Consider the following 25,623-nt stretch of genomic DNA (forward strand, 5'->3'; position numbering starts at 1 on the left):
ATGCAAGTGCAGTCGCTCAAATGCGCTGAGCTTGCGAAAGAAAATCCAGAGTGGGCGCCGCTGATGCGACGTTGTGATTTGGATAGCTTGTGCAAACAAAACGACGACTTCCTTCGCGAGCAGGGAGTTGCCTGTTTGCGTGGTTATAAAAATGCGATGATTGATTTGGGAATTTCGCTCAAAGACATGGCTGTGTCTTTGGGCGGATTCATCGAAAAATCCTGGGAAGGCTTTAAAGAAAATAACAAAAAAAGAGCTGAGTTCCTGCGTGAGTGTGACAAGCTTCTTTCTTGTAAACGCGACTTGGTCAAAGACGATCATCGCTACAATAAATTGAGTGATGCCGATTTGGAAAAATATCCGGCGACTTTCCTCTATATCGAAGCTCAAGATATGAAAGCTTACATGTCTTCCATTCGCCGAATGACGCCGAAGCCTTATGTGCCTATCTCTGAAAGGCCTATGGCCGAAGATGTGCAGCTCTCAGTTGAACAGCGTAATAAATTAGGTGCGCTTAAAAACATGGTGATGGATACATTGAATAAACAGTATCAGCGCTATTCCTGTTATAACGCCTTAGCGCAGGAAGAGCTAGCATGCTACGCGATCGGAAATGTCATTGATCCGACAATTCTGGTGGGAGGTTACTTCTTAAAAGGCGGCCGGGCGGCCGTTGCTGCGGGACGAGGCATAAAAGCCGAAGTGACTGCTTTAGAGGCCGCGGAACTTGCCAAGGCGACCGAGGCCACTAAAATCGTGGAAGCATCAAGAATCACAGAAAGTGCGAGTGCTAAAACTTCCGGAAGCACAGTCACTCAGGCGCAGAGGAATGCTGATAATTCAGATATCATCGCCAAACGAAGAAAATCAGATCAAGAGGTCGGAAAAAACTCTTCGACGACTTCCTCCACCAGGTCAGCAGGCTTTAAAGACCGCGAGGGCTTGATAAGAAAATATCTCGAGTATTCACCAACGACGGTGGCGCAGAATGAAAAATGGATTTCTTTAGCGAATAGTGGGACGAAAAGCAAAGCCACCTTTCTGGATGTGGAAAACTCGCAGATGAAAGTTCTTAATGATTCTTTGAAGGATAAAAATCTGGTGACGGGTCTTACAAATTATCACAAAGATCTTTTGCTCAGTAACGTGAAGGCCTTGGAAAAAGAATTTCCGGGCTTGATCGTTGATCCCTATTCGGATTTTAAATCAATGCGTTTTTCTTTCAGTGGCAAAGTGCCTAAAGATCTTGAGGCGCGCCTAGCAAAAGTATTCAAAGAAACAAACATCGAATTTAATACCTATCTAAAAGAAAACGGCATCATCCGCAGCGTGGAAAAGTCAGATCAGTGGTTCAGAGCGGGCATAGGACAAAGTGCCGATCAAGCGAATTTGGCGGCTCGCTATTCTCGCCAGCTTTCCGAAAACGAACTTCAAGCGTATTCGAAATCAGAACTTCAAATTATGATGAGGCAGAAACTTTCTGATATTGAAAAAGATCGTCAAAGCCTGCGCCAGTATTTTGGAAAAACCAACTTGGTCTCAGGTCAAACCTTTGACACTGATGTCTATGACATTGTTCGCAAAGGCGCGGGTGACACCACGAAGATTTCAAAAGATCTGGCCAATCGATTTGGAACGGCGGCTTTAGATACATCGCAAGTGAAAGCTTTAGAACGTTACGTGAAAGCAGCCGATGATTTTTCGCCCGGTCTTTACATCGCAAAAAGGGAAACACCGCATTTCAACGAAGCGACCATGGGAGGACTTTCCGCTGATATGATTGGAATGGGCGGCGCGAACCTGAAAGGGACCGCGGAAGCTTTAGCGGGGAAGACAAATTTAGATAAAGTTTTGGAAAGCACTCGTCTGGCCGAAAAAACCGTCACCCATCACTTCGTTGAACAGAAGAAGGCCTTTCAAGAAGTTTTGCAAAAATCCGTGGATCCCGGAAAGCTGCAAACCGTCTGCTCGGGGGATGATTGCGTGGCGATTGCCAGCAAACCTCTATCGATTCAAGATAAAGAAAGTGTGATGAAAAACTTGGCACAGACCAAGTACTCTGGATCTTTCCGTCTCTCTTTTGTTTCTGACGGTGTCAAAGATGCTTCAGCACGCAACATCCTAGCTACTCACGGTGAATCGGTTGAGAAAACACTTCGAAAATCTTTGGGCTCGTCCATGGAGCCTGCGAAATTAAAAGGTCTCACTTTCGGAGTCGATATGCAAACCACCCACCTGAATTCGGGTGGAGTTAAGCTGATCGTAGGGCAGTCGCCTTTGGTTCGCCTTTCTGCTAGAGAGCGCGAACAAATTCAAAAGGCCTTTAAAGAAGCGGTGGAGTCATTAAATAACGATCTGCGCGCGCAAAGAAAAAGTGCCAGCTATTCAGCGGTCAATTAGTTGGCAGCGCAGATACGCTCAAGATTTGCACGGAACTCGACAGGTTTTTTTAAGATTTTAATTTCATCAAAAACTTGTTTCGCTTCGGCATTCTTTAAGGAAAGTGCTTTGAGCCACTGTTTTGTGCGCGAAACCGCAAAGTAATCGTTGATATAAAGCGTGCTGGCTTCAAAGAACTGAGGCAGAAGGGGTTTTGCCCGTTGCCAGTTCATTTCTTCAACCGGTTCATTGGAAAGGCTCTGTTTGATCTGACGGAAGATAAAGGGATTGCTCATCACGCCACGACCGATCATATAGTCTTCACATTGTGTGACTTCCACGCAGCGTTTGAAGTCGGCGACATTCCAGATTTCACCGTTGGCGATGATTTTCAATTTCGTCGCCTCTTTGATTTTCGGAATCCACTCCCAATAAGCAGGTGGTTTATAACCATCGGTTTTGGTACGACAATGCACGGTCAACCATGTGGCGTTTGCTGCTTCGACGGCTTGAGCGATTTCTAAACATTTCGTGGGATCATCAAAACCTAGACGGATTTTTGCTGTCACCGGCACATGCGCGGGTACAGCCTTACGAACCGTATCCACGATCGTGTGAACACGATCACAGGACTTTAAAAGACTGGCGCCCCCATCATGACGGTTCACTGTTTTTGCCGGGCAGCCAAAGTTTAGATCAATTCCGAGTGCGCCAAGTTTGACGGCTCTTTGTGCATTGAGCGCCAAAGGTTCGGCATGACCGCCAAGAAGTTGAACAAAAACGGGTGTACCCCAGCGAGTGCGTGAGTTGGTTTTTAGCTCTGGACAGTTCTTATAAAAGACACTTTCAGGGTGCAAGCGATCGGTAACACGAAGAAATTCGGTCACACACTGATCCACACCACCAATTTGTGTCAAAGTGTCGCGCATCACCCAGTCAACGACACCTTCCATCGGAGCCAAAAAAAGTTTCATGCTTTAAATGCCACCCATTTTTTTGACGATATCAAAGTGCTTTTTATCGACGGGCTGAACCGAAAGACGAGAGCCTTTTTGCAATACCACCATGTCCGCCAGCTTTTCGTTGTCACGCAAGTCAGAAAGGCTGATGAAGTTTTTAAACTTCGCTACGAATTCGACTTCAACGCAGAACCAATTAGGTTTTTCTTTTGTGGCTTTGGCATCAAAGTATTCAGATTTTTTATCAAACTGAGTTTTATCTGGGGCTGCCGCTTTGGATACTTTCGCGATCCCCGCGACTCCAGACGGCTCGGCATTAGAGTGATAGAATAAAACAAGATCACCGACCGACATCTCTTTCGACATGAAGTTGCGGGCTTGATAGTTTCGGACGCCTTCCCACCATGTGGTTCCATCTTTTTTTAGAGTATCAATGGAATAAACGTCAGGTTCTGATTTCATCAACCAGTATTTCATTTTGTTTTCTCCGATTTGATTTTTCCGGATTTAAAAAACCATTCGCCCGCTTGTTTGCGGAATGTGCTGACCTCGTGATGAACGTACTCTTCGTCATCAACAGTGTAGAAGGCTTTAAACTCCACGGTGCCTTTGGTCCCTTTTTCTTCAGCCTTTACGATTTCTAATTTAAGGAATTTCGCACGCTCTGCCCATTCTTTATTGGCGTCTTCGTCAATCAGATCCAAAGTTTGGGGATCCGTTGTATCGCGCAGATACTCCATTTGATTTTTCGCAAACGCCGAATAGCGTGAACGCATCAAAGCTTCGGCTGTTGGAGCTAAGGCTTTGCCAGAATGATAAGGACCACAACACTCACTGTAAGTTTTCTCGGAACCACAAGGACATTTCATAGTCCGCGAACCTAACACAACGCCTTTCTAGCACCTACGCCCATCGCATCGCGTCGCGCAAAAGGTACCTGCTTCCTTTTCTACACCAAGGGAAGCAGGTACCTTTAAGAGATGGAAAAGAAATGGGCGTTTATTACTGGGGCGACTTCGGGGATTGGCTGGGCGACGGCTTTGGCTTTGGCGGGACAAAGGTATTCTATTTTTGCGACGGGACGTCGTCGTGATAAACTCAATGAGTTAGAGGCGGCTTTAAAGTCGGCTCATCCGAATATCCAAGTGAAGTCCGCGCAGTTTGATATCAGTGATCGCGATGATGTGACTCAATTTATGAAAGCTCACTATGCGGAAATGGCTCATATTGATGTTCTGGTGAATAACGCCGGACTCGCTAAAGGCGTCGATAAGATGCAAGACGCGAAACTTGAAGACTGGGACACGATGATTGATACAAACGTGAAAGGTCTTCTTTACGTCACGCGCGGGATTGTCGAACACATGGTTCGCAGAAACTCTGGTCACATTGTAAATCTGGGTTCCGTGGCGGGTCGTTGGACTTATCCAGGCGGAGGCGTTTATTGCGCAACGAAATTTGCGGTGCGTGCCTTGAGCGAAGGTCTGCGCATGGATCTTCTGGGGAGCAAAGTGCGTGTGACCAATATTGAGCCGGGCATGGTCCACACGGAGTTTTCTTTGGTGCGTTTAGGCGATCAAAGCAAAGCTGATAAGGTCTACGAGGGAATGACGCCGCTTTCAGCGCAAGACATCGCTGAAACCATTGCTTGGTGTGTCGCTCGCCCGGCACACGTGAATATCCAAGAACTTGTTATTTATCCAACTGATCAAGCTCACGTAGGCCAAGTGGCAAGAAAGAACTAAAGTCAGATCTTTGAAGGAGTTTGCAAATGGCAGATATGCGTATTGAAAAAGACACCATGGGTGAAGTGCAAGTCCCCGCCGATAAATTCTGGGGAGCACAAACGCAAAGATCCACTCAAAACTTCCGCATTGGCGGCGATCGTTTTCCTCGAGAAATGATTCGCGCGTTGGGGATCTTAAAAAAATGTGCCGCGCAAACAAATCAAAAACTAAATCTTTTAGACGCCAAGAAAACCGACGTCATTGTGAAAGCCGCAGATGAAGTCATTGCTGGAAAGCTGGATGCACATTTTCCTTTGGTTGTATGGCAGACGGGCTCGGGCACTCAGACAAATATGAATGCCAATGAAGTCATCGCCAATCGGGCGATGGATATGATGGGTGTTAAACTTCCTTCTAAAGAAATCCATCCCAACGATGACGTGAATAAAGGCCAGTCTTCAAATGACACCTTTCCAACGGCGATGCATATCGCTGTTGCCGAGCAGGTTCATCATCGGCTGCTTCCCATGATGGAAAAGCTGCATAAGGCTTTAGAGAAAAAACAAAACGAGTTTAAAGACATCGTGAAAATCGGGCGCACTCATTTGATGGATGCGACTCCGTTAACGCTAGGCCAAGAGTTCTCGGGCTATGTCACGCAGATGAAGCACTCGATCCAACGAGTGAAAAACACTCTTCCGCACTTGCATGAATTGGCTCTTGGAGGAACGGCGGTAGGAACGGGACTGAATACTCATCCCCAATTTGCCGTTGAAGCGGCCAAAGCGATCGCCGTTGAAACTAAAATCCCTTTTGTTTCCGCAGAGAACAAATTTGAAGCTTTGGCAGCGCACGACGCTTTGGTGGAAGTGAGCGGCGCTTTGAATTCTGTGGCCGTCTCATTGATGAAGATTGCGAACGACATCCGTCTTTTGGGTTCGGGTCCTCGTTGCGGAATCGGCGAGCTTCACTTGCCAGAAAATGAACCGGGAAGTTCGATCATGCCGGGGAAAGTGAACCCGACTCAGAGCGAAGCTATGACTATGGTCTGTGCTCAGGTGATGGGGAACCATGTGGCTGTCTCTATCGGAGGAGCTACCGGTCATTTCGAACTGAATGTCTTTAAGCCTTTGATCGTCTTTAACGTTTTAAATTCCGTACGTTTGCTTGCAGACGCCTGCGAGTCATTTACTGACCATTGTGTCGTGGGAATTGAAGCCAACACCAAACAGATTCAGAAGCATCTTGAGCATTCTTTAATGCTTGTAACCGCTCTGAATCCTCACATTGGCTACGACAATGCTGCCAAAATTGCCAAAACTGCCCACAAAAATGGCACTACGCTGCGCGAAGAAGCTATCAATCTTGGACTCCTTTCTGGCGAAGAATTTGATAAGATAGTACAACCTAAAGAGATGGTTGGGGCCCGGTAGGGCGCAGAGCGGAGGCCGGCACGGCCGGGAGCTGAAGCAGCTCAGAACTGGAGTAGCATTCGATGAATTCACTATTGGCAAAAGCGGACTGGATGGAGCGCGATGATATTCGCCCTTATGTTTTCGTACGTCCAGAAAACCAAATCGCTCAGCCAGGGTCTCTTCATCGCTTAGACTGGTTCACGAAGCAACCTGTGTTCAAAGATCCTTTGGATTTAAGTGAACTGGCTTTTGCCGATCGCATCTATTCGATCGAAGAGCGCGCTTTCGGTCCTTCCAACATGGCCATGCCCCGTTGGGTTTTTTATGATTGCGCCGTCATGCCAGGATTTGTTGCGGGCTTTGCCTGCAAGCCTTCGGCATTGACGAAAAGCATGCGTGAAGCTTTAGATCCCAAAAAATTCCCGGCGACGAATTCTCCGATCAAAACTTCCAGCGTTTTAAAAGAAGTGACATCTTTAGACGAGATGGACTGGATTCCGCTTTCTCTTTTCATCATCATTCCGACGATGCATCGAGGAGAGTGGGTCGCGCACAACCTCTGCTCGATCAATTCTTTGCTTCCACAAGGCGAGGGCTTTTACGGTTTAGGATTTTTATCTAAGGCCTTCGGTCTTTGGTACGCCAATGTCGATCAATGTTCGGGCATGACTCAATGGGGAAGTCCGGCGTTGAAGTTGCACTCTCACTATGGTCACTTGGAAGTCATCGGAGCTTATGCTCCGGTTCACTCTCATGCGAAAACCATCACGTACCGTGTGAAGGTGAATACGAACAACTGGGAAAAGTTTTTTAATAAAGAAGAGGACTATGCCTTTTTGGAAAACTATGGACCGACAAATTCCATGATTGATCCCAAAAGTGAACAAAGCATGTTGGAGTTCCAACACCGCATTGAAAGCAATAGTGGGCCTTACTTCTTAAGTGCAAGTGAGATTGCGCAAAAGAAGCTCGATGAAAAATTAATGATTTATAGTTTGAAACAACAATACTAGATAGGAAGAACAATGACGATGAATACACTGCCCCCCGTCGCGAAATCTTTTTTTGCTTTCTGCAAAAAATGTGATGCTGATAGATACCACGTGGTCCTAGCGCATACATCGGCGACGTCGGCAAAAATCAAATGCGAGATTTGCGGATCTCAAAAAACTTACTCTCTTCCTAAAACTCAAACTAAGACGGGCAAACCTTTGACAGGTGCTGCGGCGAAGAAGCGTGAGCAAACAATGAATTCACGTCGTTCCAGCCACCGCAATGAGTACGAAATGTTGATGGCGACTGAAAACGCACCGACAGCTTCTTATAACATGAAGGGCAAGTTCGAAAAGAACACGAAACTTCAACATCCAAAATTCGGGATGGGTTTCATTAAAGACGCGATGTCTGATAAAATCGAAGTCGTCTTTGAAGACGAAGTTCGTACATTGATCCACAATAGAGTTTAATATGTATCTGTAAGGCCGAAGTCCATTCGGCCTTTGAAGTAGTGAGTATTATGGAATGGCTTAAGGGGCTGAACCCCGAGCAGCAAAAGGCCGTAAAGCATAATTACGGCCCTTTGCTTATTTTGGCAGGGGCGGGTTCAGGAAAAACGACAGTTCTTGTTTCAAGAACGGGACGCTTGGTTTCAGAGCGTGTGGCGCAAGCACAAGAAATTTGCGTGTTAACGTTCACGAACAAGGCGGCGCGCGAACTTAAGCACCGGGTTGGAGTGAAGCTGGGCAATACGGGGAAAAATCTCTGGGCAGGGACTTTTCACTCGTTTGGCCTGCAGATCCTGCGCCGATTCCATAAACACGCGGCTCTTTCACCTTACTTCGGTATCGTCGATCAAAGTGATTGCAATGCGATTCTTAAAGACCTGATGAAGGATATTAAGAATTCGGGCAAAGATAAGTTCGACGTCGATAAAATTCTGACAATGATCAACGACAAGCGCACGGGGTTGGCTCCGCAGACGGAAGCTTTCGACGAATACCACGAGATGGTCGAAGTCCTAACGCCGAAGTTTGCCAAGCGCTTAGAGCACTTAGGTGTGGTGGACTTTGAAGGTCTTCTGATTAAGCCCTTACAGCTCTTCAGAGAACATCCAGATATTCTTGAAAAAGTTCAAGGCATGTTCAGTCAGGTGATGGTGGATGAGTTTCAAGACACCAATCGCCTGCAAATGGATTTGATTCATCAAATCGTTAAGTCTCATAACAATCTGACAGTGGTCGGCGATGACGATCAGTCGATTTACGGTTGGCGTGGGGCGGAAGTAAAAAATATTTTGAACTTTCCGCAGGAATTTAAAAACTGTGAAGTGATTAAACTTGAGCGCAATTATCGTTCGTCAGCTGAAATTTTAGCTGTCGCCAACGCGGCGATTTCTAAAAATAAGAACCGTCACGGTAAAATTTTAAGAGCAGAAATAGCGCAAAGCACGGGTGTGCTGCCTGAAATGTTTTTGTTGGAACGCGAAGAAGATGAATGTGAGTTCGTCGTCAGCGAAATTCAGCACTTTATGCGCCAAGGTCACTCGTACAAAGACTTTGCGGTGCTTTATCGTTCGAACACGCAAGGTGGCTTGATTGAGTCGTCTTTGCGTCGTGCGAATGTGCCGTATCATATCTCGGGTGGAACTTCGATCTTTGATCGTCGTGAAATCAAAGATTTGATGGCTTATTTAAAGCAGTCTTTAGCGCCTAATGAGGTTTCTTTACGTCGTATTATCAATGTTCCGTCTCGCGGTATTGGTGACACGACGATTGAAAAGCTCAGTGAGTTTGCGCTTAAAAAACGCATTAACTTCGTGGATGCCTGTCGTTTCTGGCGTGAAGCCGAAGTGCAGGAAAAAGCGGGTCTTGCGATTGATGATTTGATGAAGTTCATCGAGGATCTTCCAAAGAACATTCTGGATTTCAATGTCGGATCGTCTCCGGGTGCAAAGATGGTGCAAATCTTTGCAGATATTGGTTATCGCGAATACGTTTATGGAACGGCCGCGGACCCGACGAGTGCCGAGAAAAAATGGATGGTCGTTGAAATTCTGGGCCGCATTTTGGATGCGTACCTAGGGCGTCGTTCTTATGACGTAGAAAGTATTAAATCTTTCATCGATTCGATGCTTTTACGCGACGATATGTCAGGTGAAGAGGAAGAGCCGAACAAAGTGCAATTGATGACTCTTCATGCCTCTAAAGGTTTGGAATTTCCGATCGTGATTTTAGCGGGGATTGAAGAAGATTTATTGCCGCATAAAAATTTAGGTTCGGATATCGATGAGGAGCGCCGTTTGTTCTATGTGGGTGTCACTCGTGCTAAAAAGCGCCTGGTTATGTCACGGTGTCAGCAAAGAAAAAAGAACGGTGTGGTTCGTCCCTCAGCGCCGTCAAGATTCCTTCTGGAAATCCCGAAAGAGCTTTATACCGAGTTTCCTTTAGGAGCGCGCCCCGTTTCCGGGCAAGAGCGGGAAGATTTAGTATCGAGCTTCTTGGCGAAGTTGGACAGTAAACTGACCCCTCCGCCGAAGAAATAATCTTTAGAACATTTAGAACTGCCCCCTTTTTCTGTGCAAAGTTAGTTCGAGCTCTTGGCGTGGCACTTGCCATTGCTGATTCTCATGAAGTTCAAATGCCCTTACTGCTATACTCAAAGAAATCCAAGTTCTGCTTCTCGGACAATTCGCAAGCTTGGATCTTATTATCGTAAGTCCGATGGTCAGCATCTCTCCAGATTCTGGTGCTTTTCTTGTCGCAAAAGTTTTTCTGCAGCCACGTCGAGTCCCTTAAAAGGTCAGAAGAAAAGACATTTAAATAAGACTGTCTGTGACTTATTAACGGGCGGTGTTAGTCAGCGGGAGGCGGCAAGAATATTAAAAATCAATCCCAAAACCGTAGTGCGGAAGTTCCGGTTCTCTATTGCGACAGCTAAAGAAGAACTCAAAGAGTGGAATAAAAAGTTTCCGCTTTGTACTGAAGTGGAATTTGATGATCTTGAAACCTTTGAACATACTAAGTGCAAGCCTCTTTCGGTGACTTTGATGGTTGAGTACTCGACTCGAAGGATTTTAGGTTTTGAAGTAGCGCAAATGCCAGCGAAGGGAAGGATAGCAGCATTTGCCAGAAAGAAGTACGGACCTCGGGCAGATCACCGATCCCAGGCTCGTAAAAAGTTGTTTTCAGAGATGCAAAAATTTGTTTCGCCAATAGCTCTAATCCGATCTGACTCAAATCCTTACTATCCAAAAGATGTAAAAAGGTATTTCCCGAAAGCCCGACATGAAACCATCTTTGGTGGAAGAGGAGCTATTGTTGGTCAGGGGGAATTAAAGAAACTGAAGTGGGATCCGATTTTCAGTTTGAATCACACTTGTGCGATGTTAAGAGCCCACATCAATAGGCTCTTTAGAAAAACCTGGTGTACAACCAAGAGAGCTGATCAATTAGCGGGGCACATTGCTCTCTATGCTCTGCTTCATAACCGTCGCCTCGCCACAGGCTGAGGGGGCAGTTTTAGAACATTTTTTGGAAATCAGGTGGCAATGGCGTTTCAAAAGTTTGGATGCGGCCACCGATTGGCAGGCTCAAACGGAATGCATGAAGGAACATGCGATCTGTTTTATAGATGCCCGCCATTTTCTTATTGTAAGCGTCGTCGCCATACCGAGTGTCGCCAACGATAGCGTGTTTTGCCAAAGCCGCGTGTTTGCGGATCTGATGTTGACGGCCTGTTAAAAGACGCAATTCCACCAGCGAAAAATACTTATTGGATTTAAGCACTTTGAAAAGAGTTTTAGCTTCTACGCGGTCTTTCAATAGACCTTGAGGATTTTTACGTCCCTCCGCTTTGTCAGAAATCGGAAAGCTCCACTCTTGCCACTCGTCAGAAACGTCCATGCTGCCGCGAAGAACCGCGTAGTACATTTTTTCTGCTTTGTGAGTTTGAAACTGTTCAGAAAGGGCGGCTGCTGTCTCTTGCTCTGTCGCGACAACCAAAAGACCGCTGGTTTCTTTATCCAAACGGTGTACAGGATAGATGTCGTGGAAAGTCCCCGGATGAAGTTGTTTTTTTAGAACGCTGCGAACGTCGCCAGCTTCATTGTGCACGGAAATGCCAGTGGGTTTATTGATAATCAGCCAGTGTTTTGATTTTTCAATAACAGGCAGTTTGTTCACGGGTTTCATGTCGGGGACTCCTTCAGAATCTCTTGCACTTGCTCGACAAGAAGATCCTGTTCGGTCAAAGCACTGGAAAATAGAAACCTTTCTTTACGGGAGACCGCCAAAGAATGCACGGAAATTAAGACGAGCAGGTTAAAGAAGAACCCCAGCCAGCTTAAAAATAGGAAAAAACTACCCATCAAGAGCAGATTTTTTTCGTAGGCTTTGAGATCCTGATCCTCTTTTCCCTCTTGAAAGGGCTCTAGATCCGAGCGCGACTCACGCCAAAGCAGCCCGGCTTTGCGCAAGTTCGCCTGCATTTTTCGGTACGTGGGACGTTGGACTTTCCTGCGATGAAGCCAGATTTGCAGACCCGTCACCCCTGCCGAAGGAATCCATCCGATGACATAAGCTGCTGCCAATTCCGGAGCCATACATGTCCTTTCTGTAAGTCTAAGGATAGTCTTGAGAGCTGATTCTTAGCAAGAGACGGATGTATACCCAGGAGGGAGATATAAGAAAATGCAACAATAGGTGGCAGGGGGTGATTATGAGTCCTGCCGTCCAAGAGTTTTTGCATTTTTTAGACAACTATCATGAAGACGATCTGGATTATGGCGACTTTAAGCGCGAAGTAGACCTGCATCTGCGCCGAATGATCGAAGGTCTTCATCCTTTGACCCCAGAACAAATCTGGCAACTGCGTAAAATGCGTGAGCAGCTTCTTTGGTCTTATCGCTTCGATGTCGAGGAGATGCGTTCCCTTCTGATGGAGGAATCAAAGCACCTTGAGGATTTTGCGCCACCAGAAATCTAACAGAATAACTCTGTGCGCCGCTCTTGCGCTAAGGAACACCTCTGGGTAGGCTTGATTCACCAGGAGGTTTCTGATGTCAGCATTGGCGCAACAGGAGTTTTGCATCACACTCAGTGATTTGGCCTCTTTCATGGAAATAGCCCCTTCCGAAGTAAAGCAGAAGGCGGAAAAACATCTGCATAAAAAAATCAAGTCGCCTTGGCTTATGCCCGAAGAGGTTCGTACACTCTTGCTGGCTGAAGGTTTTAAGTACCCGCAAAAAGTCATCTCCGTGCAAATGTTAAAAGGCGGGGTGGCGAAGACCACTTCTGTTTTGAACATGGGTTTGCGAGCAGCGATGTATGGCGCGCGCGTTTTATTCGTTGATTTAGATCAGCAAGCCAATCTGAGTTTTGCCCTAGGCGTAGAAGACGAAAGCCTTCCGGTTTGGGTGGATATCGCTGAAAAGCGCAAAAGCATTGAAGAGTGCGTTCGCTTTGTTGAGCCTCACGTGGATTTGATTCCTTCTTCTTTGAACAATTCGGTTTTAGAAAGAGTTCTGATGAACTCCAACCGCAATTGGGCGCAAATGGTGAAAGCTCCTTTAGAAAAAATCAAACACCGCTACGACCTGATCTTAATCGACACGGCCCCGGCTTTAAGTGCGGTGAATACAGCTGTGACGGTGGCTTCCGATGAGGTCATTTTACCGGTGAATCCTGATAAGTTCGCGTTCTTAGGCTTGCAGAAGAACTTGAGCGAATTAGACGATATCAAACAGGACTTCGACTTGGAATTTACGAAAAAAATCCTGTTCACAAAGTTTGATGGTCGTGAAAACACCAGTCATGAACTTTTACAGAAATGCATCGAATCTTTTGAGGATTGCCTGATGAAGGGGTATATTAGAACTTCATCCGAGGTGAAAAACACCGTGCGTTCCGGCAAGGGATTGTTTGCTGGAAAGTCCCCAGCCAAAGCGGATTATGATTTTGTCACTCGAGAAATGTTAGGATTTGTCTAAGAGGTGTCACATGCCAGAAATTAAGCACTACGACGGTAAAAAGAAACATTCATCTAAAGGCGGGCACAAAAAAGCTCACCACCATGATAAGCACGCACCAAAGCGTCGCCCTCATCATGAAATGGAAGCTGATGAGGCTCTTCACGATGAAGAAAACATCGAGATGGAAACTGCGGCGATCATGAACGACGCCGGTGTGATCGTCGACGAAGCGGAAGTGACGATCGAAGAGGCAGATGCTATCAATACCGAAGCGCAAAACGAAGGTGTTCGTCCGGAAGAAATCACGGTGGAAGCTCATCGCGTTTCTGACGAAGACACGTCTCATGAGGATATGATGTCTTCTAACGGCGAAGGCCCCCAAAAAGTTCACTTAGAATTCTACGGCAGCGAATTGATCCGCATGAAAGCTCCCAAAGTCATGGAACTTGCTGACACCGTGGCTGACGAATGGGTTCACGACGGTCAGTTTGAAGGCCTTCCAGTGGGGCATCCTTTGGCGCAAATGGCAGCTGCAAAAGCTTTACGTACAGCCAAAGATGTGGAAAAGAAGCTGGAAGAAAAAGGCGTTTTCGTCATGGCGAAAATGGGTTTGGACTACGTAAAATCCAAGATCGATAAAAAATAAAAGGTTTCATGTCCACACGTGCTACTCGTTTGAATGATATTTTAAGCAAAGCTCTCGTTCCGATCCATATGGAAATCGAAAACGAGAGCTTTATGCATTCTGTTCCTCCCGGCAGCGAGACTCATTTCAAAGTTTTGGTGGTCTCTGAGAAGTTCACGGGAAAATCCCGTATTGACCGCCAAAGAATGATTAACGAGCTTTTAAAAGAAGAGTTGCAAAGCGGTCTTCACGCCTTGACGCAGAAAACTTTGACGCCAGAAGAATGGGAAAAGCAAAAAACAGCCTTGAATTTCGAGTCCCCGGAATGTCTTGGGGGCAGCAAACACGACAGAAAATAAATTAATCGGCGAATTCGTTCAGTTTGGATTTAAGTTCGCCCAGAAGTCTTTTGACTTCACGAAGCTGCTCTTCTTCAGGAGAGATGCGATTGGACATCTGTTCTGTCAGAGTGTCCCAGCTATTCAGTGCTTCGGTTAGATCCTTATTCAGGTTTCCAAACAGCGATTTGCGCGAAGAAGAGGGCTTTTCGGAGGTCTCCGAACGGGCGGCCGCTGCTTCTAAGAGCGTATTCGATTGTTTCTCTAAGACGTCGTCACTCATTATGCTAATTACAATCTGCTTATTTTGTTTGCCGAAAGTGCTTCATGCACAGGGGCGACAGTTTCATAAATGGAACTCCATTTGACAAGTATTTTTAGCCTGGTAAAGATACTCTCTTTTAGGAGTGTGACATCATGTCTCAAGAGATTATCTACACAATGAAGGGCGTAAGTAAAGTATATCCTCCACAAAGATACGTGTTGAAGGATATTTACCTTTCTTACTTCTATGGCGCAAAGATCGGTGTTCTTGGTTTGAACGGTTCTGGTAAGTCGACTTTGCTTAGAATTATGGCAGGTGTGGATAAGGACTTCCTCGGTGAAGCTTTCCCATCCAAAACAATGAAAGTTGGTTACTTCGAGCAAGAACCGCACTTGGATCCCGCATTGACGGTCAAAGAAAATATCTTTGCCGGCATGGGCGAGTTGCCAAAGTTGATGGGCGAATACAACGCGATCAATGACAAATTCTCTGATCCCGATTTGGATCCAGACGAAATGAATAAGCTGATTGAAAAGCAAGGGGCGATCCAAGAAAAATTGGAAGCTTTGGGAGCTTGGGATGTTGATCAGAAAATCGAAATCGTGATGGATGCTCTTCGCTGTCCAGATGGCGATCTTCCTGTGACAAACCTTTCGGGTGGTGAAAAGCGCCGTGTGGCTTTGGCAAGATTGATCATGTCTGAACCAGACATCTTATTGCTGGATGAGCCGACGAATCACTTGGACGCAGAATCAGTGGCTTGGCTTGAACAATATCTTTCGAAGTTCCCAGGAACTGTGATCGCAGTCACGCATGACCGTTATTTCCTAGATAACGTGGCGGGCTGGATCTTAGAGCTTGATCGCGGTGAAGGCATTCCTTGGAAAGGAAACTACACGTCTTGGCTAGAACAAAAAGACAAGCGTCAGGCAAATGAAGCTAAAGACCAAGCTCGCAAAGCGAAAACTTTAGAGCGCGAGTTGGATTGGATCCGTCAAGGGGCGAAAGCACGTCAGGCGAAGTCGAAAGCGCGTATTTCGAACTACGAAAATCTATTGAAAGAAGCCTCTCCAGAGAAAATCCAAGAGATGTCTATCTACATCCCACCAGGACCTCGTTTGGGTGATATCGTCGTTGAGGCGAAAAACATCACGAAGGCTTACGATCACAAAGTTCTTTTGGACGACGTCAGTTTCACGATTCCTCGCGGCGCGATCGTGGGTGTTATTGGACCGAACGGTGTGGGTAAATCGACATTGTTCCGTATGATCACGGGTAAAGAAAATCCAGATTCTGGAAGTTTCAAAGTCGGTGAGACAGTGAAAATCGCTTACGTCGATCAAACGCGTGAAACTTTGGATCCGAATAAAACGATCTTTGAAGAGCTTTCTGGCGGTCAAGACGTGATCCAATTGGGAACTCGCGAGATCAATGCTCGTCAGTACGTTTCTTGGTTTAACTTCTCTGGAACAGACCAACAAAAGAAAGTCGGTCAGTTGTCGGGTGGTGAAAGAAACCGTGTCAATATGGCGAAGATCCTTAAGCAAGGTGCGAACTTATTGCTTCTGGATGAGCCGACGAATGATTTGGATGTAAACACAATGCGTGCTCTTGAGGAAGCCTTGTTAGAGTTCGGTGGATCTGCTGTGGTGATCTCGCATGATCGCTGGTTCTTAGACCGCGTTTGTACTCATATCATGGCGTTTGAAGGGGATTCTAAGATTGAATTCTTCCCTGGAAACTTCACGGAATACGAAGAAGACCGCAAAAAACGTTTGGGCGAAAATGCCGCTCCGAAGCGCATTCGCTTCAAAATGGTGTAAGAGATCGGCTCAAGCTGTTTTGCAAAAAAAGGCTCCCGCAAAGGGGGCCTTTTGTTTTTTAGGGCTGAGCCAGAGGAAGTGTCAGAACCACCTTCGTACCCCGAGGCTGACTGTGAGAAGGGGTTTCTTGCGAAAAAATCTCGATGGTTCCATCCATCATCTGCAAATACTCTTTTACGAGCGGCATGCCATAGCCAGTCCCTTTTTCACCCTGAGTTCCTGCGCGGGTCGTCTGCGCATTGATATTAAAGATCTGTCCTAAAATGGAAGCGGGGATACCGATGCCGTAATCCTGGATTTCAATCACCACCTGCGAGTCCGTGGCATAGGCTTTAAGCTCAATACGGTCCCCAGGGTGAGAGAACTTAATAGCATTATTGAGCAAGTTTAAAAGCACCACATTGCTGAGGATGGTCTTTTCGCCATTGATAAGCATGCGATCCCGCGAAATATCCAATGACAGCTTGATTCCCTTTTTCTGAGCCAAATCCAAAGTGCTTTCGTAGACCTCGTGCAAGACCAGAGTCAAAGAGATGGGTTTTAGCGGAAGAGCCGCTTTACCGTCTTTCACCGATTTCAGGTGGCGGACTTGGGCCAGAAGGCTATTGATGTCATCGACGGCTTTTTCAATTTTTTCAAACTCAAGTGAGCTTAAGTTTTCGCGGTCTTCTTTGGCTTTAACAAGATTGTAGGTCATTGAAGAGAGGGTGTTTGCGATATCGTGGATCAGGACTCTCAAAAGGTTTTCAATATCCAGGTTCTTTTCCATGAGGCGTTTCATGAAGCGTTCTTCGCCCATTATATATTGATGGGTGGTGAAGCAGGAAAAGATCAAGAACGTGACCAGGTTGAAGAGCTTTTCTCTGCCATAGTCCCCGTACTCTTCAATGACGTTGGGGCCTAAGTGGTTTGCTTTCAGATACCAATAAAAGATGATGATTCCAGAGACAATGAAGTAACCCGCCACCGCCCCGGGAAGGCCCATTAGAATCCCCATCACCAAGGGGATGGCGGCAAGCCAGAAGACTCCGGGCGCATCCCCACCGCCGGCGGTATAGAGCAAATAGGCAAGGATCGAAGAAGAGCAAATGCTAAGAGTTAAGGCCGACAGCAAATAATTCTTTGAGACTTTGAGGACCAGGGGTGGCAATAGCGCAAAGATCAGCCACATCGGGATCAGGACGGAATTGTATTCTGAGGTTTTGTATTCGAAGTTGAATTTAACAAGGTAGACAAAAGAGACAGCAATGCCAATGAAGTAGATCACCTTAAAGTAGGTGAGCCTCTTATTATATGCATCTTCAGACGTAAATTCTAAGTCGTACATGCTGTCGTTATTTCCGATCGTCTCTTGGCTTTTCGGGAATAAACAAAAACGGCTTAAGCTATTTCAGAATTGTAATAAAAATTTGACCGACCTAGGGTGAGACAAGTTCGCGCAAAGTCTGATAGTGAGCTTTTAGCTCTAAGAATTGCTGCGTGTTTCCACCATGATCCGGGTGAAGAGCTAGGGCTGCCTGGCGGAAGGCCTTCTTAAGTTCGTTTGCAGTGAAGCCCTCGTGCAAGTCGTGCACCCAAGTCTTCAGGAACTCAAAGGCAAGTTTTTGAGAGACCGAGAAGTTGTGCGCCTTTCTTTGTGGACGAACTTTCGGTTGCGGGTAGTGTCCTCGGCGTGTTTGAAATTCTAAACGGTTGATTTGACCAAGCAAAAAAGCCATGTGAGCTGGGTCGGAATTCAGGCTGGAAGACTCTTTTTCAGGGGAGAAACTGGTGTTTTCACCCATTTTGTCTCGAAGAATTTGTTTGAAGCTTGCCTGAAAACTCATGCGTTTCTTATCGGGACACCCCCGAAAAATCGCAGTCCAGAAGCGGTTTTCCATCGAGAAATCGACCTTTTTCCTAGGGAATCAGGCGTTTTCTCTAGGGGAAAACCGCATTTCCCGAGGGGAAAAGTGCCTTTTCAGAGGGGTTTCCGCAGCAGATGCGCAAAAAAAAATGAAAAGCCTGCATTTTTTTTTGGACAAACCCCTCGACTTAGATACACACTAAGTTCATTCGTATAAACGAGACTAAAAACCTAACGGAGGAATTTAGAAATGGCGAAAGCTAAGAAAGCTACTACTAAGAAAGCTGCAGCTAAAAAAGCTGCTCCAAAAAAAGCTGCAAAAAAAGCTGCTCCTAAAAAAGCCGCTGCTGCGAAAAAAGCTGCTCCTAAAAAAGCTGCTACAAAACGTAAACCAAACGCTGCATTCATGAAAGCGTTGACTCCATCTGCAGCTTTGGCAGCAGTTGTTGGTGCTTCTCCACTTCCACGTACTGAAGTTGTTAAAAAACTTTGGGCTTACATCAAAAAGAACGGTCTTCAAGACTCTAAAAACAAAAGAAACATCAATGCTGACGCTAAATTGAAAGAAGTTTTCGGCGGCAAAACGACTGTTTCTATGTTCGATATGACTAAATTGGTTTCTAAGCACCTTAAATAGGTCTTAGAGTCAGTTTAAACTGAACTAGATTCAAAAAGCCTAGGTAACCCCTAGGCTTTTCTCTTTTTACGGCCTATCCAAGGGCCGGCCTCTGTGCTATATATCCCCTCTATGGGAATTAAGCCTTTATCTTTAGAAGAAATCAAAAAAATGACCCGTGCCTGCCGTATTGCTGCCGATACTTTGACGTATCTGGATAAGTACGTAAAAGCGGGGATCACAACGAATGAAATCGACATACTTGCCAATGATTTCATGCTGACGAAAGGCGCGAAGTCCGCTTGTCTTGGTTACCATGGCTATCCTAAGTACACGTGCACATCTGTGAATGAAGTTGTCTGCCACGGAGTTCCCGATGATAAAACCATTCTTAAAGAGGGCGACATCATCAACGTTGACGTGACGGCTTGGATTGATGGCTTCTTCGGTGACACCTCAAAGATGTATGCCATCGGAAACATCTCTGAAGATGCCAAGGACTTGATTGAAACTGCCCGCATGGCTCGCGATATTGGTATTGAAACGATCAGACCTGGCGGCTTTACCGGCGATATTGGCTTTGAAACTCACAAATACGTGACTCGCAAAGGTTATACGACCGTGAAAGAGATCGGCGGCCATGGTGTTGGTCGCACCTTCCACGACGAGCCTTTCGTTCCGTCTTACGGGAAAAAAGGAAAAGGCGAGCGCCTGGTTCCTTTCCACTGCATCACGGTCGAGCCGATGGTGAACCAAGGTACAGATGAAATCGTGGAGTTTGATATTACCGGCTCTTCGATCAAATATTATCATACCGCAGATGGTCTATTATCCGCACAGTTTGAACATACCGTTCTTGTGACGGATACTGGTTACGAAATTTTGACTTTACCGTAACGGCGGCGGCCGGCAGAGCTGGAGCGACGGAAGTCGCGGAAGCTGAAGCAACTTTTGATTTTTTATAAACTAACAAGAGGAAACTCAATGTCACTAACGACAACAAACGGGAAATCCGCAATGAAAAAAAATGCTAAAGCAGCAGCTAAACCAGCTGCAAAAACTATCTCTGGCGACTTTAAAGTTTGCAAAGAGGCGATGGAAAATCCAGAAGTCTTCGAAAAATTGGCTAAATGGGGCCGCGAAGAAATCAAGATCGCTGAAACTGAAATGCCAGGTTTGATGGCCGTTCGTAAAGAATTTAAAAAACAACAACCATTGAAAGGCGCGCGCATTTCTGGTTGCCTTCACATGACAATCCAAACAGCTGTCCTTATCGAAACTCTTGTTGAGTTGGGTGCGGAAGTTCGTTGGTCTTCTTGCAATATCTTCTCGACACAAGATCACGCAGCGGTGGCTATCGCAGCGGCAGGTATCCCTGTGTTTGCATGGAAAGGTTTGACTGAAGAAGAATTCAACTGGTGTATCGAACAAACTATCGTGGGTTGGGGCAAAGAAGGCTTCAACATGATCCTTGATGACGGTGGTGACCTTACAAACATGATGCACGAACCACGTTTCGCAAAAGAGATGAAGAAAATCATCGGTATCTCTGAAGAGACAACAACTGGCGTGCACAACCTTGAAGTTCTTCTTAAGAACGGCAAGTTGAAAGTTCCTGCGATCAACATCAATGACTCTGTTACTAAATCTAAGTTCGACAACCTTTACGGTTGCCGTGAGTCTTTGGCTGACGGTATCAAACGTGCGACTGACGTGATGGTTGCTGGTAAAATCTGCGTGGTTGCGGGTTACGGCGACGTAGGTAAAGGTTCTGCTCACTCTCTTCGTGGATTGGGTGCTCGTGTTCTTATCACTGAAATCGATCCTATCTGTGCATTGCAAGCGGCAATGGAAGGTTTCGAAGTGACGACGATGGAAGAAGCAGCGAAAATCGCTGACATCTTCGTAACAGCAACTGGTTGCTGCGACATCATCACTGACAAACACTTCAACATGATGAAAAACAATGCGATCGTGTGCAACATCGGTCACTTCGATATCGAAATCGATATGGCTTGGTTGAACAAAAATTCAAAAGTTCGTGAAGTGAAACCACAAGTGGACATCCACACTTTGAAAAACGGTCGTCAAGTGATCGTTCTTGCAAAAGGTCGCTTGGTGAACTTGGGCTGTGCAACTGGTCACCCAAGCTTCGTAATGAGTAACTCATTCACGAACCAAGTGTTGGCTCAAATGGAACTTTTCACGAACCGTGATAAGTACCAAGAGATCTCTGTTTACCGTTTGCCTAAGCACCTTGACGAAAAAGTGGCGGCTCTTCACCTAGACAAACTAGGAGTGAAGTTGACTAAGCTTTCTTCGAAACAGGCGAAGTATCTTCATACTTCTCCTAACGGGCCTTTCAAGCCTGAACACTATCGTTACTAATCACCCGCTCGGGTGGTTCAGTCCTCGCGCTAAAGGGAGCCGTGCTGGCTCCCTTTTTCTTTTTTCTTTGTCTTCTGATTGCTATTGCTGATCTTTCTTTGCGCTGCGGAACTCGGTTTTGCCAGCAGCACAGCCCCTTTAACACCCAAGCTGGGATTTGTAATTGAGAGCACGGGTCGGATTTGTTCCGCTGGAGATTAAAGAGGATCGGACCTTTGTATTAAATTGAGCCGGTTGCTTTAGGGTAGGGCTTGAGGGGCCGATAAGTTGTTAAGGTTTCTTTATCAACTTGTACGTCTCTGGGGTAATAAAGTGCAGATATTTTCTTATCTGTTTTTTTCAATGATCTTCTTACCGTTGGTGAGCTGGGCATCACCGGCGTCTTTGACTTACCAAGGGCGTATTCTTAAGACGGATGGAACTCCGCTTGAGTATAACAACGTTTCATTTCTTTTTCAGATTACGAATCCTTCCGGCAGTTGTGTGATTTATCAAGAGCAGATCACCGGATATAGCATGGTTAATTCCGGGGGTGTGTTTGATGTGCCTATTGGAACGGGGACTGTGCAGTATCCTCTCGGTGGAGCCACGAATGTTCTGAAGGCTTTTGATAATACCGCGACATTCACGTGTGGAACTTGTTCTTTGGTGGCAGGGACTTATACCTGTGCGGATGGCTCTAGCAATTACGTGGCCTCTGTAGGTGATCTTCGTAAACTGCGTGTTTCTTTTTATGATGGATCGGGTTGGAAAGTGGTTTCGCCGGATTCGATTATTCGTTCGGTGCCTTTTGCCGGTTACTCGTATTCTTCAGAAAGACTGGGGACAAATGTCGCGAGCGATTTCCTTTTGAAAGCCGGATTGCCAACGTGTCCTGCAAATAGTTTTTTGACGTGGGATGGCTCTGCGTTTACCTGCGGATCTGTGGTGGGCGCGAGTGGCGGGACAGTGACGAATGTTGCCACAGGTACGGGGCTTTCGGGGGGACCGATCACTTCATCGGGTACGATCAGCCTTGCAAACACAAGTGTGACTTCGGGCTCTTATGGTTCCGCGAATCAGGTGCCTGCATTCACTGTCGATGCTCAAGGTCGTTTAACGGCGGCAGGCAATGTCGCGATTTCTTTAACGACAAGTGATATCTCGAATCTCTCTTCCACTCTTTCCAACTATGTTTTGCAGTCGACCTTCAATGGTTACGTTGCTTCCGCAAATTGCACTGCAAGCCAAAGCATGTATTGGAATTCTGTTTCGGGAAATTTTCAGTGCCAGTCGATTTCTTTGAGTTGGGCAAGCATCACCTCAGGAAAACCCACAAGCTTGAGTGGTTATGGCATCACCGATGCCGTCGCAAATGCGGGAGGAAGTCCTTCCGTACAAACAGGTCTTGATGCAAGCAAGCCTGCAAGCCCCACGGCGGGAGCCATCTATTTTTCAACAGACACGAATCGTATTTATCAATACAACTCTGGAGCGTGGAGTCTTATGGCTTCCGCGGCAGGAAGTGGCGGTACGATCACGGCCCTAACCTCAGATGTGACGGCGAGTGGTTCTGGTTCTGTGGCAGCCACAGTGAATTCCGTGGGCGGTTCTTCTGCTGCGAACATTCGCGCGGCAGAGCTTGCTGCCAATGCGGCGACAAATTTGAATACCGCAAGTACGATTGTAAAACGCGACGGTTCCGGAAATTTTTCAGCGGGTGCAGTGAATACTTCCTCCGTTGTTTTCAGAGACACAGGAAGCAACATCGCAACCTTGCAGGCACCAGCAGCTATTGGCACAAGTTATGTTTTAAAACTTCCTACGGGTCAGGGCTCTGCGAATCAGTTGCTCATAAACGACGGTGCGGGAAATTTATCGTGGACAAGTCTTTCTTCGATGGGAGTGACGGGGCTTTCTGTGAATACTCCTCTTACCAACACAGGAACGGCAAGTTCGCCCGTGATCGGCATCCAGCAAGCGACGACGTCTCAGTCAGGATATCTTTCAAATACGGACTGGAATACTTTTAATAACAAACAAGGAACGTCTTTGACGTCGGCAAATATTTGGGTGGGAAATGGTTCTAACGTGTCCACCGCTGTCGCTCCAAGTGGAGATGTGACAATGACGAATGCCGGAGCCTTCACAGTTAGCAAAGTACAAGGCACTTCCGTAAGTGCAACAACTCCTTCATCAGCGGGGCAGGTTCTTCGTTATGACGGAACTGCCCAATATGCTCCGGCGTTTTTACGTCTGGCAGATATTCGTGCGACGATCACTCCTTTTGGTGGAGCCTTCGCGAGCGCTGCCTGTTCTGCAGGACAAAGTCTTTACTGGCAGTCTTCAACGGATACATTCCAGTGTCAGAATATTGCCATCAATGACGGACAACTGACATTCACGGCCTCACGTTCAGCAAATACATTTCTTGCAGGCCCAACCAGTGGCTCGGGGGCGGCGAGCTTCCGTACACTTGCTTCTTCGGATTTACCGATCACGGGTGCCACGGGATCTTACATCAACGGAGGAAACTCTTTCGGTGTCGCTGCAAGCTTGGGAACGAACGACGGTAATAGTTTGACCTTGGAAACGAACGGCTCGCCGCGGGTGACGATTACAAATACTGGAGCTGTAGGTATCGGTACTGCAAGCCCAACGGCTCTTTTAGAAGTGGAGTCTGCAACGGCAAATTCGGGTCTGCGAGTGAATGCGCCTTCAGGGTTTAATAGCTATGTTGATTTCTTCAATAACGGCACTAAAAAAGGAAATATCTACTGGAATGGGACAAGCTCGACATTCCAGATCAATGATATCGGTAATACCAATACGGTGATTAACGGCGCAGGTGGTTTCGTCGGAATCGGTACCTCGAGCCCTGTTTCGATCTTACAAATCGGTGGAAATAATTATTCGACAACTTCTTGGACGACTCAAGGGTCCCAGCTCTACATTCCCGGCGTTATCATAACGGATACAACTGGTTCGGGAACTATCGCCAATCGCGCGATCACCTCTATCGGCACAAGCACATTGGCGGCCTCGAATGCAGAGACCATCACAACGGCCTCCACGATGTACATCGCAAGTCCTCCCAGTGCAGGAACGAATGTCACGATTACAAATCCACTCGCCTTACAGATCGCGAACGGAAACAGTTCCTTTGGCGGTCGTGTTGGTATCGGCACACTAAGCCCCACACATAATCTTCACGTGGTGGGGAGCGTGAACGTTGAGAGTAATACAGCGCAAGAGATTCGGATGAGAAATACAAATCTGACCTCCACCAATAAGTCATGGCGGATTGTGCAAGATGCGGCAGCAAACTTCACGCGCATTGCGAACGACGCGGATAACATAAATTACATGGCTTTCCAGATGGATACGGGCAATGTGGGGATTGGAACCGTGAATCCTGCTTCTAAGTTACAGGTGGCGGGTAATCTTCATCTTGGAGTGCAAAGCGGTGCCACTGACGACAACAGCGATTACATTATCAAATCAAACGGCCAACTTGTTTTGCAATCGAATCAGTCCGGTTTGGCGGATAATCAATACGTTCATTTGGTGCTCGACGCCGGAACGGCGACGAGTTCGGCAAGCAATATTGTGATGAAAACAAATGCCACCGAAAGAATGAGGGTCACCAACACGGGCATCAGTATGGGAACAACCGCGCAATCGATTGCAGGAAAAACTCCCACGCTTGTAGTTGCAGCCAATGGCACACCCACGATCACAAGTTATACGACCACGGCAAGCGCGATTAATCATATTATTTTTGCAAATCCCAACGGCGAAGTGGGGTACGTAAATACAGATGGCAATACCACGATCTTTGGTACCGCTTCAGATCGCCGTTTAAAACAGAACATTCGCGATTTCGATTCGGCTTATGTCGACGACGTGATTTCGCGTCTACGCCCACGTCAATGGGAGTGGAAAACCGATGAAAAACACGGCGAAGGTTTTATCGCGCAAGAACTGGCTGAAGTTATTCCGGAAGCGGTTAGTAAAGGTGATGACAACCCTCAAGGCCAAAGAGGCGAAGAGGGATTTAAGTTGTGGACCGTTGATTATAGTAAGATCACTCCGTATTTGACGGCTGAAATTCAAATCTTACGTCAAAAAATTACTGATATCTTCGCTACACAGTCGCGCGAAATCGCGAGCGTGAAAAAAGAAAACGCAGAGCTTAAACAGGAAGTGTACTTGCTAAAACAATACGTCTGCGAAAAAGACCCGCAAGCAAGTGTGTGCAAGAAATAACATCCACGAATTTAAAAACGACTTTTG

24 protein-coding genes are annotated in these 25,623 nt (G+C 46.5%); 16 read left to right on the forward strand and 8 right to left on the reverse strand.

What is annotated here, in order from left to right; genetic code table 11:
* The first annotated feature begins 6 nt into the window (after positions 1-6).
* Positions 7-2,400 carry a hypothetical protein gene (locus AZI87_RS16465; protein WP_155722601.1) on the forward strand — a complete coding sequence of 798 codons (2,394 nt, stop codon included), beginning with the start codon at positions 7-9 and terminating at the stop codon, positions 2,398-2,400.
* On the opposite strand, the gene AZI87_RS16470 is transcribed toward AZI87_RS16465, so the two are convergent.
* From AZI87_RS16470 to AZI87_RS16480, 3 genes are read right to left on the reverse strand one after another with little or no spacing between them, the layout of a single operon-like run.
* Positions 2,397-3,353 (reverse strand): tRNA dihydrouridine synthase, encoded by a 957-nt coding sequence (locus AZI87_RS16470; protein WP_063209270.1) that lies wholly within the window; start codon positions 3,351-3,353, stop codon positions 2,397-2,399. The genes AZI87_RS16465 and AZI87_RS16470 overlap by 4 nt on opposite strands.
* A gap of 3 nt (positions 3,354-3,356) precedes the next feature.
* The gene (locus AZI87_RS16475; protein WP_063209272.1) at positions 3,357-3,815 is read right to left on the reverse strand and encodes an EVE domain-containing protein; all 459 of its coding nucleotides are present in this window, start codon (positions 3,813-3,815) and stop codon (positions 3,357-3,359) included.
* Positions 3,812-4,207 (reverse strand): YchJ family protein, encoded by a 396-nt coding sequence (locus tag AZI87_RS16480; protein WP_063209274.1) that lies wholly within the window; start codon positions 4,205-4,207, stop codon positions 3,812-3,814. The genes AZI87_RS16475 and AZI87_RS16480 overlap by 4 nt, the downstream gene beginning before the upstream one ends.
* 111 nt (positions 4,208-4,318) lie before the next feature.
* Between AZI87_RS16480 and AZI87_RS16485 the strand changes: the two genes are divergently transcribed.
* The 6 genes from AZI87_RS16485 (at position 4,319) to AZI87_RS16510 (ending at position 10,987) form a co-directional block, all read left to right on the forward strand.
* Positions 4,319-5,083, forward strand: a complete 765-nt coding sequence (locus AZI87_RS16485) for an SDR family NAD(P)-dependent oxidoreductase (RefSeq protein ID WP_063209276.1) — start codon at positions 4,319-4,321, stop codon at positions 5,081-5,083.
* Positions 5,084-5,118: 35 nt separating this feature from the next.
* On the forward strand, positions 5,119-6,498 hold the full coding sequence (gene fumC, locus AZI87_RS16490; RefSeq protein ID WP_063209636.1) for a class II fumarate hydratase: 1,380 nt from the start codon (positions 5,119-5,121) through the stop codon (positions 6,496-6,498).
* 62 nt (positions 6,499-6,560) lie between these two features.
* On the forward strand, positions 6,561-7,493 hold the full coding sequence (locus tag AZI87_RS16495) for a hypothetical protein (protein WP_063209277.1): 933 nt from the start codon (positions 6,561-6,563) through the stop codon (positions 7,491-7,493).
* Positions 7,494-7,505: 12 nt separating this feature from the next.
* Positions 7,506-7,946, forward strand: coding sequence for a hypothetical protein (locus AZI87_RS16500; protein WP_063209279.1), 441 nt, complete (start codon positions 7,506-7,508; stop codon positions 7,944-7,946).
* Positions 7,947-7,996: 50 nt separating this feature from the next.
* Positions 7,997-10,021: an ATP-dependent helicase gene (locus AZI87_RS16505; protein WP_063209281.1), complete on the forward strand. Its 2,025-nt coding sequence runs from the start codon at positions 7,997-7,999 to the stop codon at positions 10,019-10,021.
* Positions 10,022-10,381: 360 nt separating this feature from the next.
* Complete coding sequence (locus AZI87_RS16510) at positions 10,382-10,987, forward strand: hypothetical protein (protein ID WP_253696945.1); 606 nt, start codon at positions 10,382-10,384, stop codon at positions 10,985-10,987.
* 10 nt (positions 10,988-10,997) lie between these two features.
* On the opposite strand, the gene AZI87_RS16515 is transcribed toward AZI87_RS16510, so the two are convergent.
* The gene (locus tag AZI87_RS16515; protein ID WP_063209285.1) at positions 10,998-11,669 is read right to left on the reverse strand and encodes an RluA family pseudouridine synthase; all 672 of its coding nucleotides are present in this window, start codon (positions 11,667-11,669) and stop codon (positions 10,998-11,000) included.
* Entirely contained in the window at positions 11,666-12,079 is a 414-nt protein-coding gene (locus tag AZI87_RS16520) for a hypothetical protein (RefSeq protein ID WP_063209287.1), read from the reverse strand. The genes AZI87_RS16515 and AZI87_RS16520 overlap by 4 nt, the downstream gene beginning before the upstream one ends.
* Before the next feature lie 116 nt (positions 12,080-12,195).
* Here AZI87_RS16520 and AZI87_RS16525 point away from each other — a divergent pair, with 116 nt between their 5' ends.
* The 4 genes from AZI87_RS16525 to AZI87_RS16540 all read left to right on the forward strand — a co-directional run bounded on the left by AZI87_RS16525 (position 12,196) and on the right by AZI87_RS16540 (position 14,431).
* On the forward strand, positions 12,196-12,462 hold the full coding sequence (locus tag AZI87_RS16525) for a hypothetical protein (RefSeq protein ID WP_063209289.1): 267 nt from the start codon (positions 12,196-12,198) through the stop codon (positions 12,460-12,462).
* A gap of 73 nt (positions 12,463-12,535) precedes the next feature.
* Entirely contained in the window at positions 12,536-13,465 is a 930-nt protein-coding gene (locus AZI87_RS16530; protein ID WP_063209291.1) for a ParA family protein, read from the forward strand.
* A gap of 10 nt (positions 13,466-13,475) precedes the next feature.
* A complete protein-coding gene (locus tag AZI87_RS16535; RefSeq protein ID WP_063209293.1) occupies positions 13,476-14,093 on the forward strand; it encodes a hypothetical protein in 618 nt (205 codons plus the stop codon).
* Positions 14,094-14,101: 8 nt separating this feature from the next.
* On the forward strand, positions 14,102-14,431 hold the full coding sequence (locus tag AZI87_RS16540) for a BolA family protein (protein WP_063209295.1): 330 nt from the start codon (positions 14,102-14,104) through the stop codon (positions 14,429-14,431).
* Position 14,432: 1 nt separating this feature from the next.
* Here the strand turns inward: AZI87_RS16540 and AZI87_RS16545 are convergent, their stop codons facing one another.
* Positions 14,433-14,693 carry a hypothetical protein gene (locus tag AZI87_RS16545; protein WP_063209297.1) on the reverse strand — a complete coding sequence of 87 codons (261 nt, stop codon included), beginning with the start codon at positions 14,691-14,693 and terminating at the stop codon, positions 14,433-14,435.
* Positions 14,694-14,827: 134 nt separating this feature from the next.
* Between AZI87_RS16545 and ettA the strand changes: the two genes are divergently transcribed.
* On the forward strand, positions 14,828-16,498 hold the full coding sequence (ettA, locus tag AZI87_RS16550; RefSeq protein ID WP_063209299.1) for an energy-dependent translational throttle protein EttA: 1,671 nt from the start codon (positions 14,828-14,830) through the stop codon (positions 16,496-16,498).
* Between the two features lie 58 nt (positions 16,499-16,556).
* On the opposite strand, the gene AZI87_RS16555 is transcribed toward ettA, so the two are convergent.
* The gene (locus AZI87_RS16555) at positions 16,557-17,825 is read right to left on the reverse strand and encodes a sensor histidine kinase (RefSeq protein ID WP_063209301.1); all 1,269 of its coding nucleotides are present in this window, start codon (positions 17,823-17,825) and stop codon (positions 16,557-16,559) included.
* A gap of 91 nt (positions 17,826-17,916) precedes the next feature.
* On the reverse strand, positions 17,917-18,324 hold the full coding sequence (locus AZI87_RS16560; protein ID WP_063209639.1) for a J domain-containing protein: 408 nt from the start codon (positions 18,322-18,324) through the stop codon (positions 17,917-17,919).
* A gap of 270 nt (positions 18,325-18,594) precedes the next feature.
* Here AZI87_RS16560 and AZI87_RS16565 point away from each other — a divergent pair, with 270 nt between their 5' ends.
* From AZI87_RS16565 to AZI87_RS16580, 4 genes are all read left to right on the forward strand, one after another.
* A complete protein-coding gene (locus AZI87_RS16565) occupies positions 18,595-18,981 on the forward strand; it encodes an SWIB/MDM2 domain-containing protein (protein ID WP_063209303.1) in 387 nt (128 codons plus the stop codon).
* A gap of 111 nt (positions 18,982-19,092) precedes the next feature.
* Positions 19,093-19,857, forward strand: a complete 765-nt coding sequence (map, locus tag AZI87_RS16570; protein WP_063209305.1) for a type I methionyl aminopeptidase — start codon at positions 19,093-19,095, stop codon at positions 19,855-19,857.
* 87 nt (positions 19,858-19,944) lie between these two features.
* On the forward strand, positions 19,945-21,348 hold the full coding sequence (gene ahcY, locus AZI87_RS16575) for an adenosylhomocysteinase (RefSeq protein WP_063209307.1): 1,404 nt from the start codon (positions 19,945-19,947) through the stop codon (positions 21,346-21,348).
* Positions 21,349-21,660: 312 nt separating this feature from the next.
* Positions 21,661-25,596 carry a tail fiber domain-containing protein gene (locus AZI87_RS16580; RefSeq protein WP_155722602.1) on the forward strand — a complete coding sequence of 1,312 codons (3,936 nt, stop codon included), beginning with the start codon at positions 21,661-21,663 and terminating at the stop codon, positions 25,594-25,596.
* The last annotated feature ends 27 nt before the right edge of the window (positions 25,597-25,623 follow it).

The organism is Bdellovibrio bacteriovorus, from assembly GCF_001592745.1.
Classification (GTDB): domain Bacteria; phylum Bdellovibrionota; class Bdellovibrionia; order Bdellovibrionales; family Bdellovibrionaceae; genus Bdellovibrio; species Bdellovibrio bacteriovorus_B.

Excerpts from the sequence above, each read along its gene's own strand:
- AZI87_RS16470 (WP_063209270.1), bottom strand. The coding sequence starts at position 3,353 with ATGAAACTTTTTTTGGCTCCGATGGAAGGTGTCGTTGACTGGGTGATG.
- AZI87_RS16475 (WP_063209272.1), bottom strand. The coding sequence starts at position 3,815 with ATGAAATACTGGTTGATGAAATCAGAACCTGACGTTTATTCCATTGAT.
- AZI87_RS16480 (WP_063209274.1), bottom strand. The coding sequence starts at position 4,207 with ATGAAATGTCCTTGTGGTTCCGAGAAAACTTACAGTGAGTGTTGTGGT.
- AZI87_RS16485 (WP_063209276.1), top strand. The coding sequence starts at position 4,319 with ATGGAAAAGAAATGGGCGTTTATTACTGGGGCGACTTCGGGGATTGGC.
- fumC (WP_063209636.1), top strand. The coding sequence starts at position 5,119 with ATGCGTATTGAAAAAGACACCATGGGTGAAGTGCAAGTCCCCGCCGAT.
- AZI87_RS16495 (WP_063209277.1), top strand. The coding sequence starts at position 6,561 with ATGAATTCACTATTGGCAAAAGCGGACTGGATGGAGCGCGATGATATT.
- AZI87_RS16500 (WP_063209279.1), top strand. The coding sequence starts at position 7,506 with ATGACGATGAATACACTGCCCCCCGTCGCGAAATCTTTTTTTGCTTTC.
- AZI87_RS16505 (WP_063209281.1), top strand. The coding sequence starts at position 7,997 with ATGGAATGGCTTAAGGGGCTGAACCCCGAGCAGCAAAAGGCCGTAAAG.
- AZI87_RS16515 (WP_063209285.1), bottom strand. The coding sequence starts at position 11,669 with ATGAAACCCGTGAACAAACTGCCTGTTATTGAAAAATCAAAACACTGG.
- AZI87_RS16520 (WP_063209287.1), bottom strand. The coding sequence starts at position 12,079 with ATGGCTCCGGAATTGGCAGCAGCTTATGTCATCGGATGGATTCCTTCG.
- AZI87_RS16525 (WP_063209289.1), top strand. The coding sequence starts at position 12,196 with ATGAGTCCTGCCGTCCAAGAGTTTTTGCATTTTTTAGACAACTATCAT.
- AZI87_RS16530 (WP_063209291.1), top strand. The coding sequence starts at position 12,536 with ATGTCAGCATTGGCGCAACAGGAGTTTTGCATCACACTCAGTGATTTG.
- AZI87_RS16535 (WP_063209293.1), top strand. The coding sequence starts at position 13,476 with ATGCCAGAAATTAAGCACTACGACGGTAAAAAGAAACATTCATCTAAA.
- AZI87_RS16540 (WP_063209295.1), top strand. The coding sequence starts at position 14,102 with ATGTCCACACGTGCTACTCGTTTGAATGATATTTTAAGCAAAGCTCTC.
- AZI87_RS16545 (WP_063209297.1), bottom strand. The coding sequence starts at position 14,693 with ATGAGTGACGACGTCTTAGAGAAACAATCGAATACGCTCTTAGAAGCA.
- ettA (WP_063209299.1), top strand. The coding sequence starts at position 14,828 with ATGTCTCAAGAGATTATCTACACAATGAAGGGCGTAAGTAAAGTATAT.
- AZI87_RS16555 (WP_063209301.1), bottom strand. The coding sequence starts at position 17,825 with ATGTACGACTTAGAATTTACGTCTGAAGATGCATATAATAAGAGGCTC.
- AZI87_RS16560 (WP_063209639.1), bottom strand. The coding sequence starts at position 18,324 with ATGAGTTTTCAGGCAAGCTTCAAACAAATTCTTCGAGACAAAATGGGT.
- AZI87_RS16565 (WP_063209303.1), top strand. The coding sequence starts at position 18,595 with ATGGCGAAAGCTAAGAAAGCTACTACTAAGAAAGCTGCAGCTAAAAAA.
- map (WP_063209305.1), top strand. The coding sequence starts at position 19,093 with ATGGGAATTAAGCCTTTATCTTTAGAAGAAATCAAAAAAATGACCCGT.
- ahcY (WP_063209307.1), top strand. The coding sequence starts at position 19,945 with ATGTCACTAACGACAACAAACGGGAAATCCGCAATGAAAAAAAATGCT.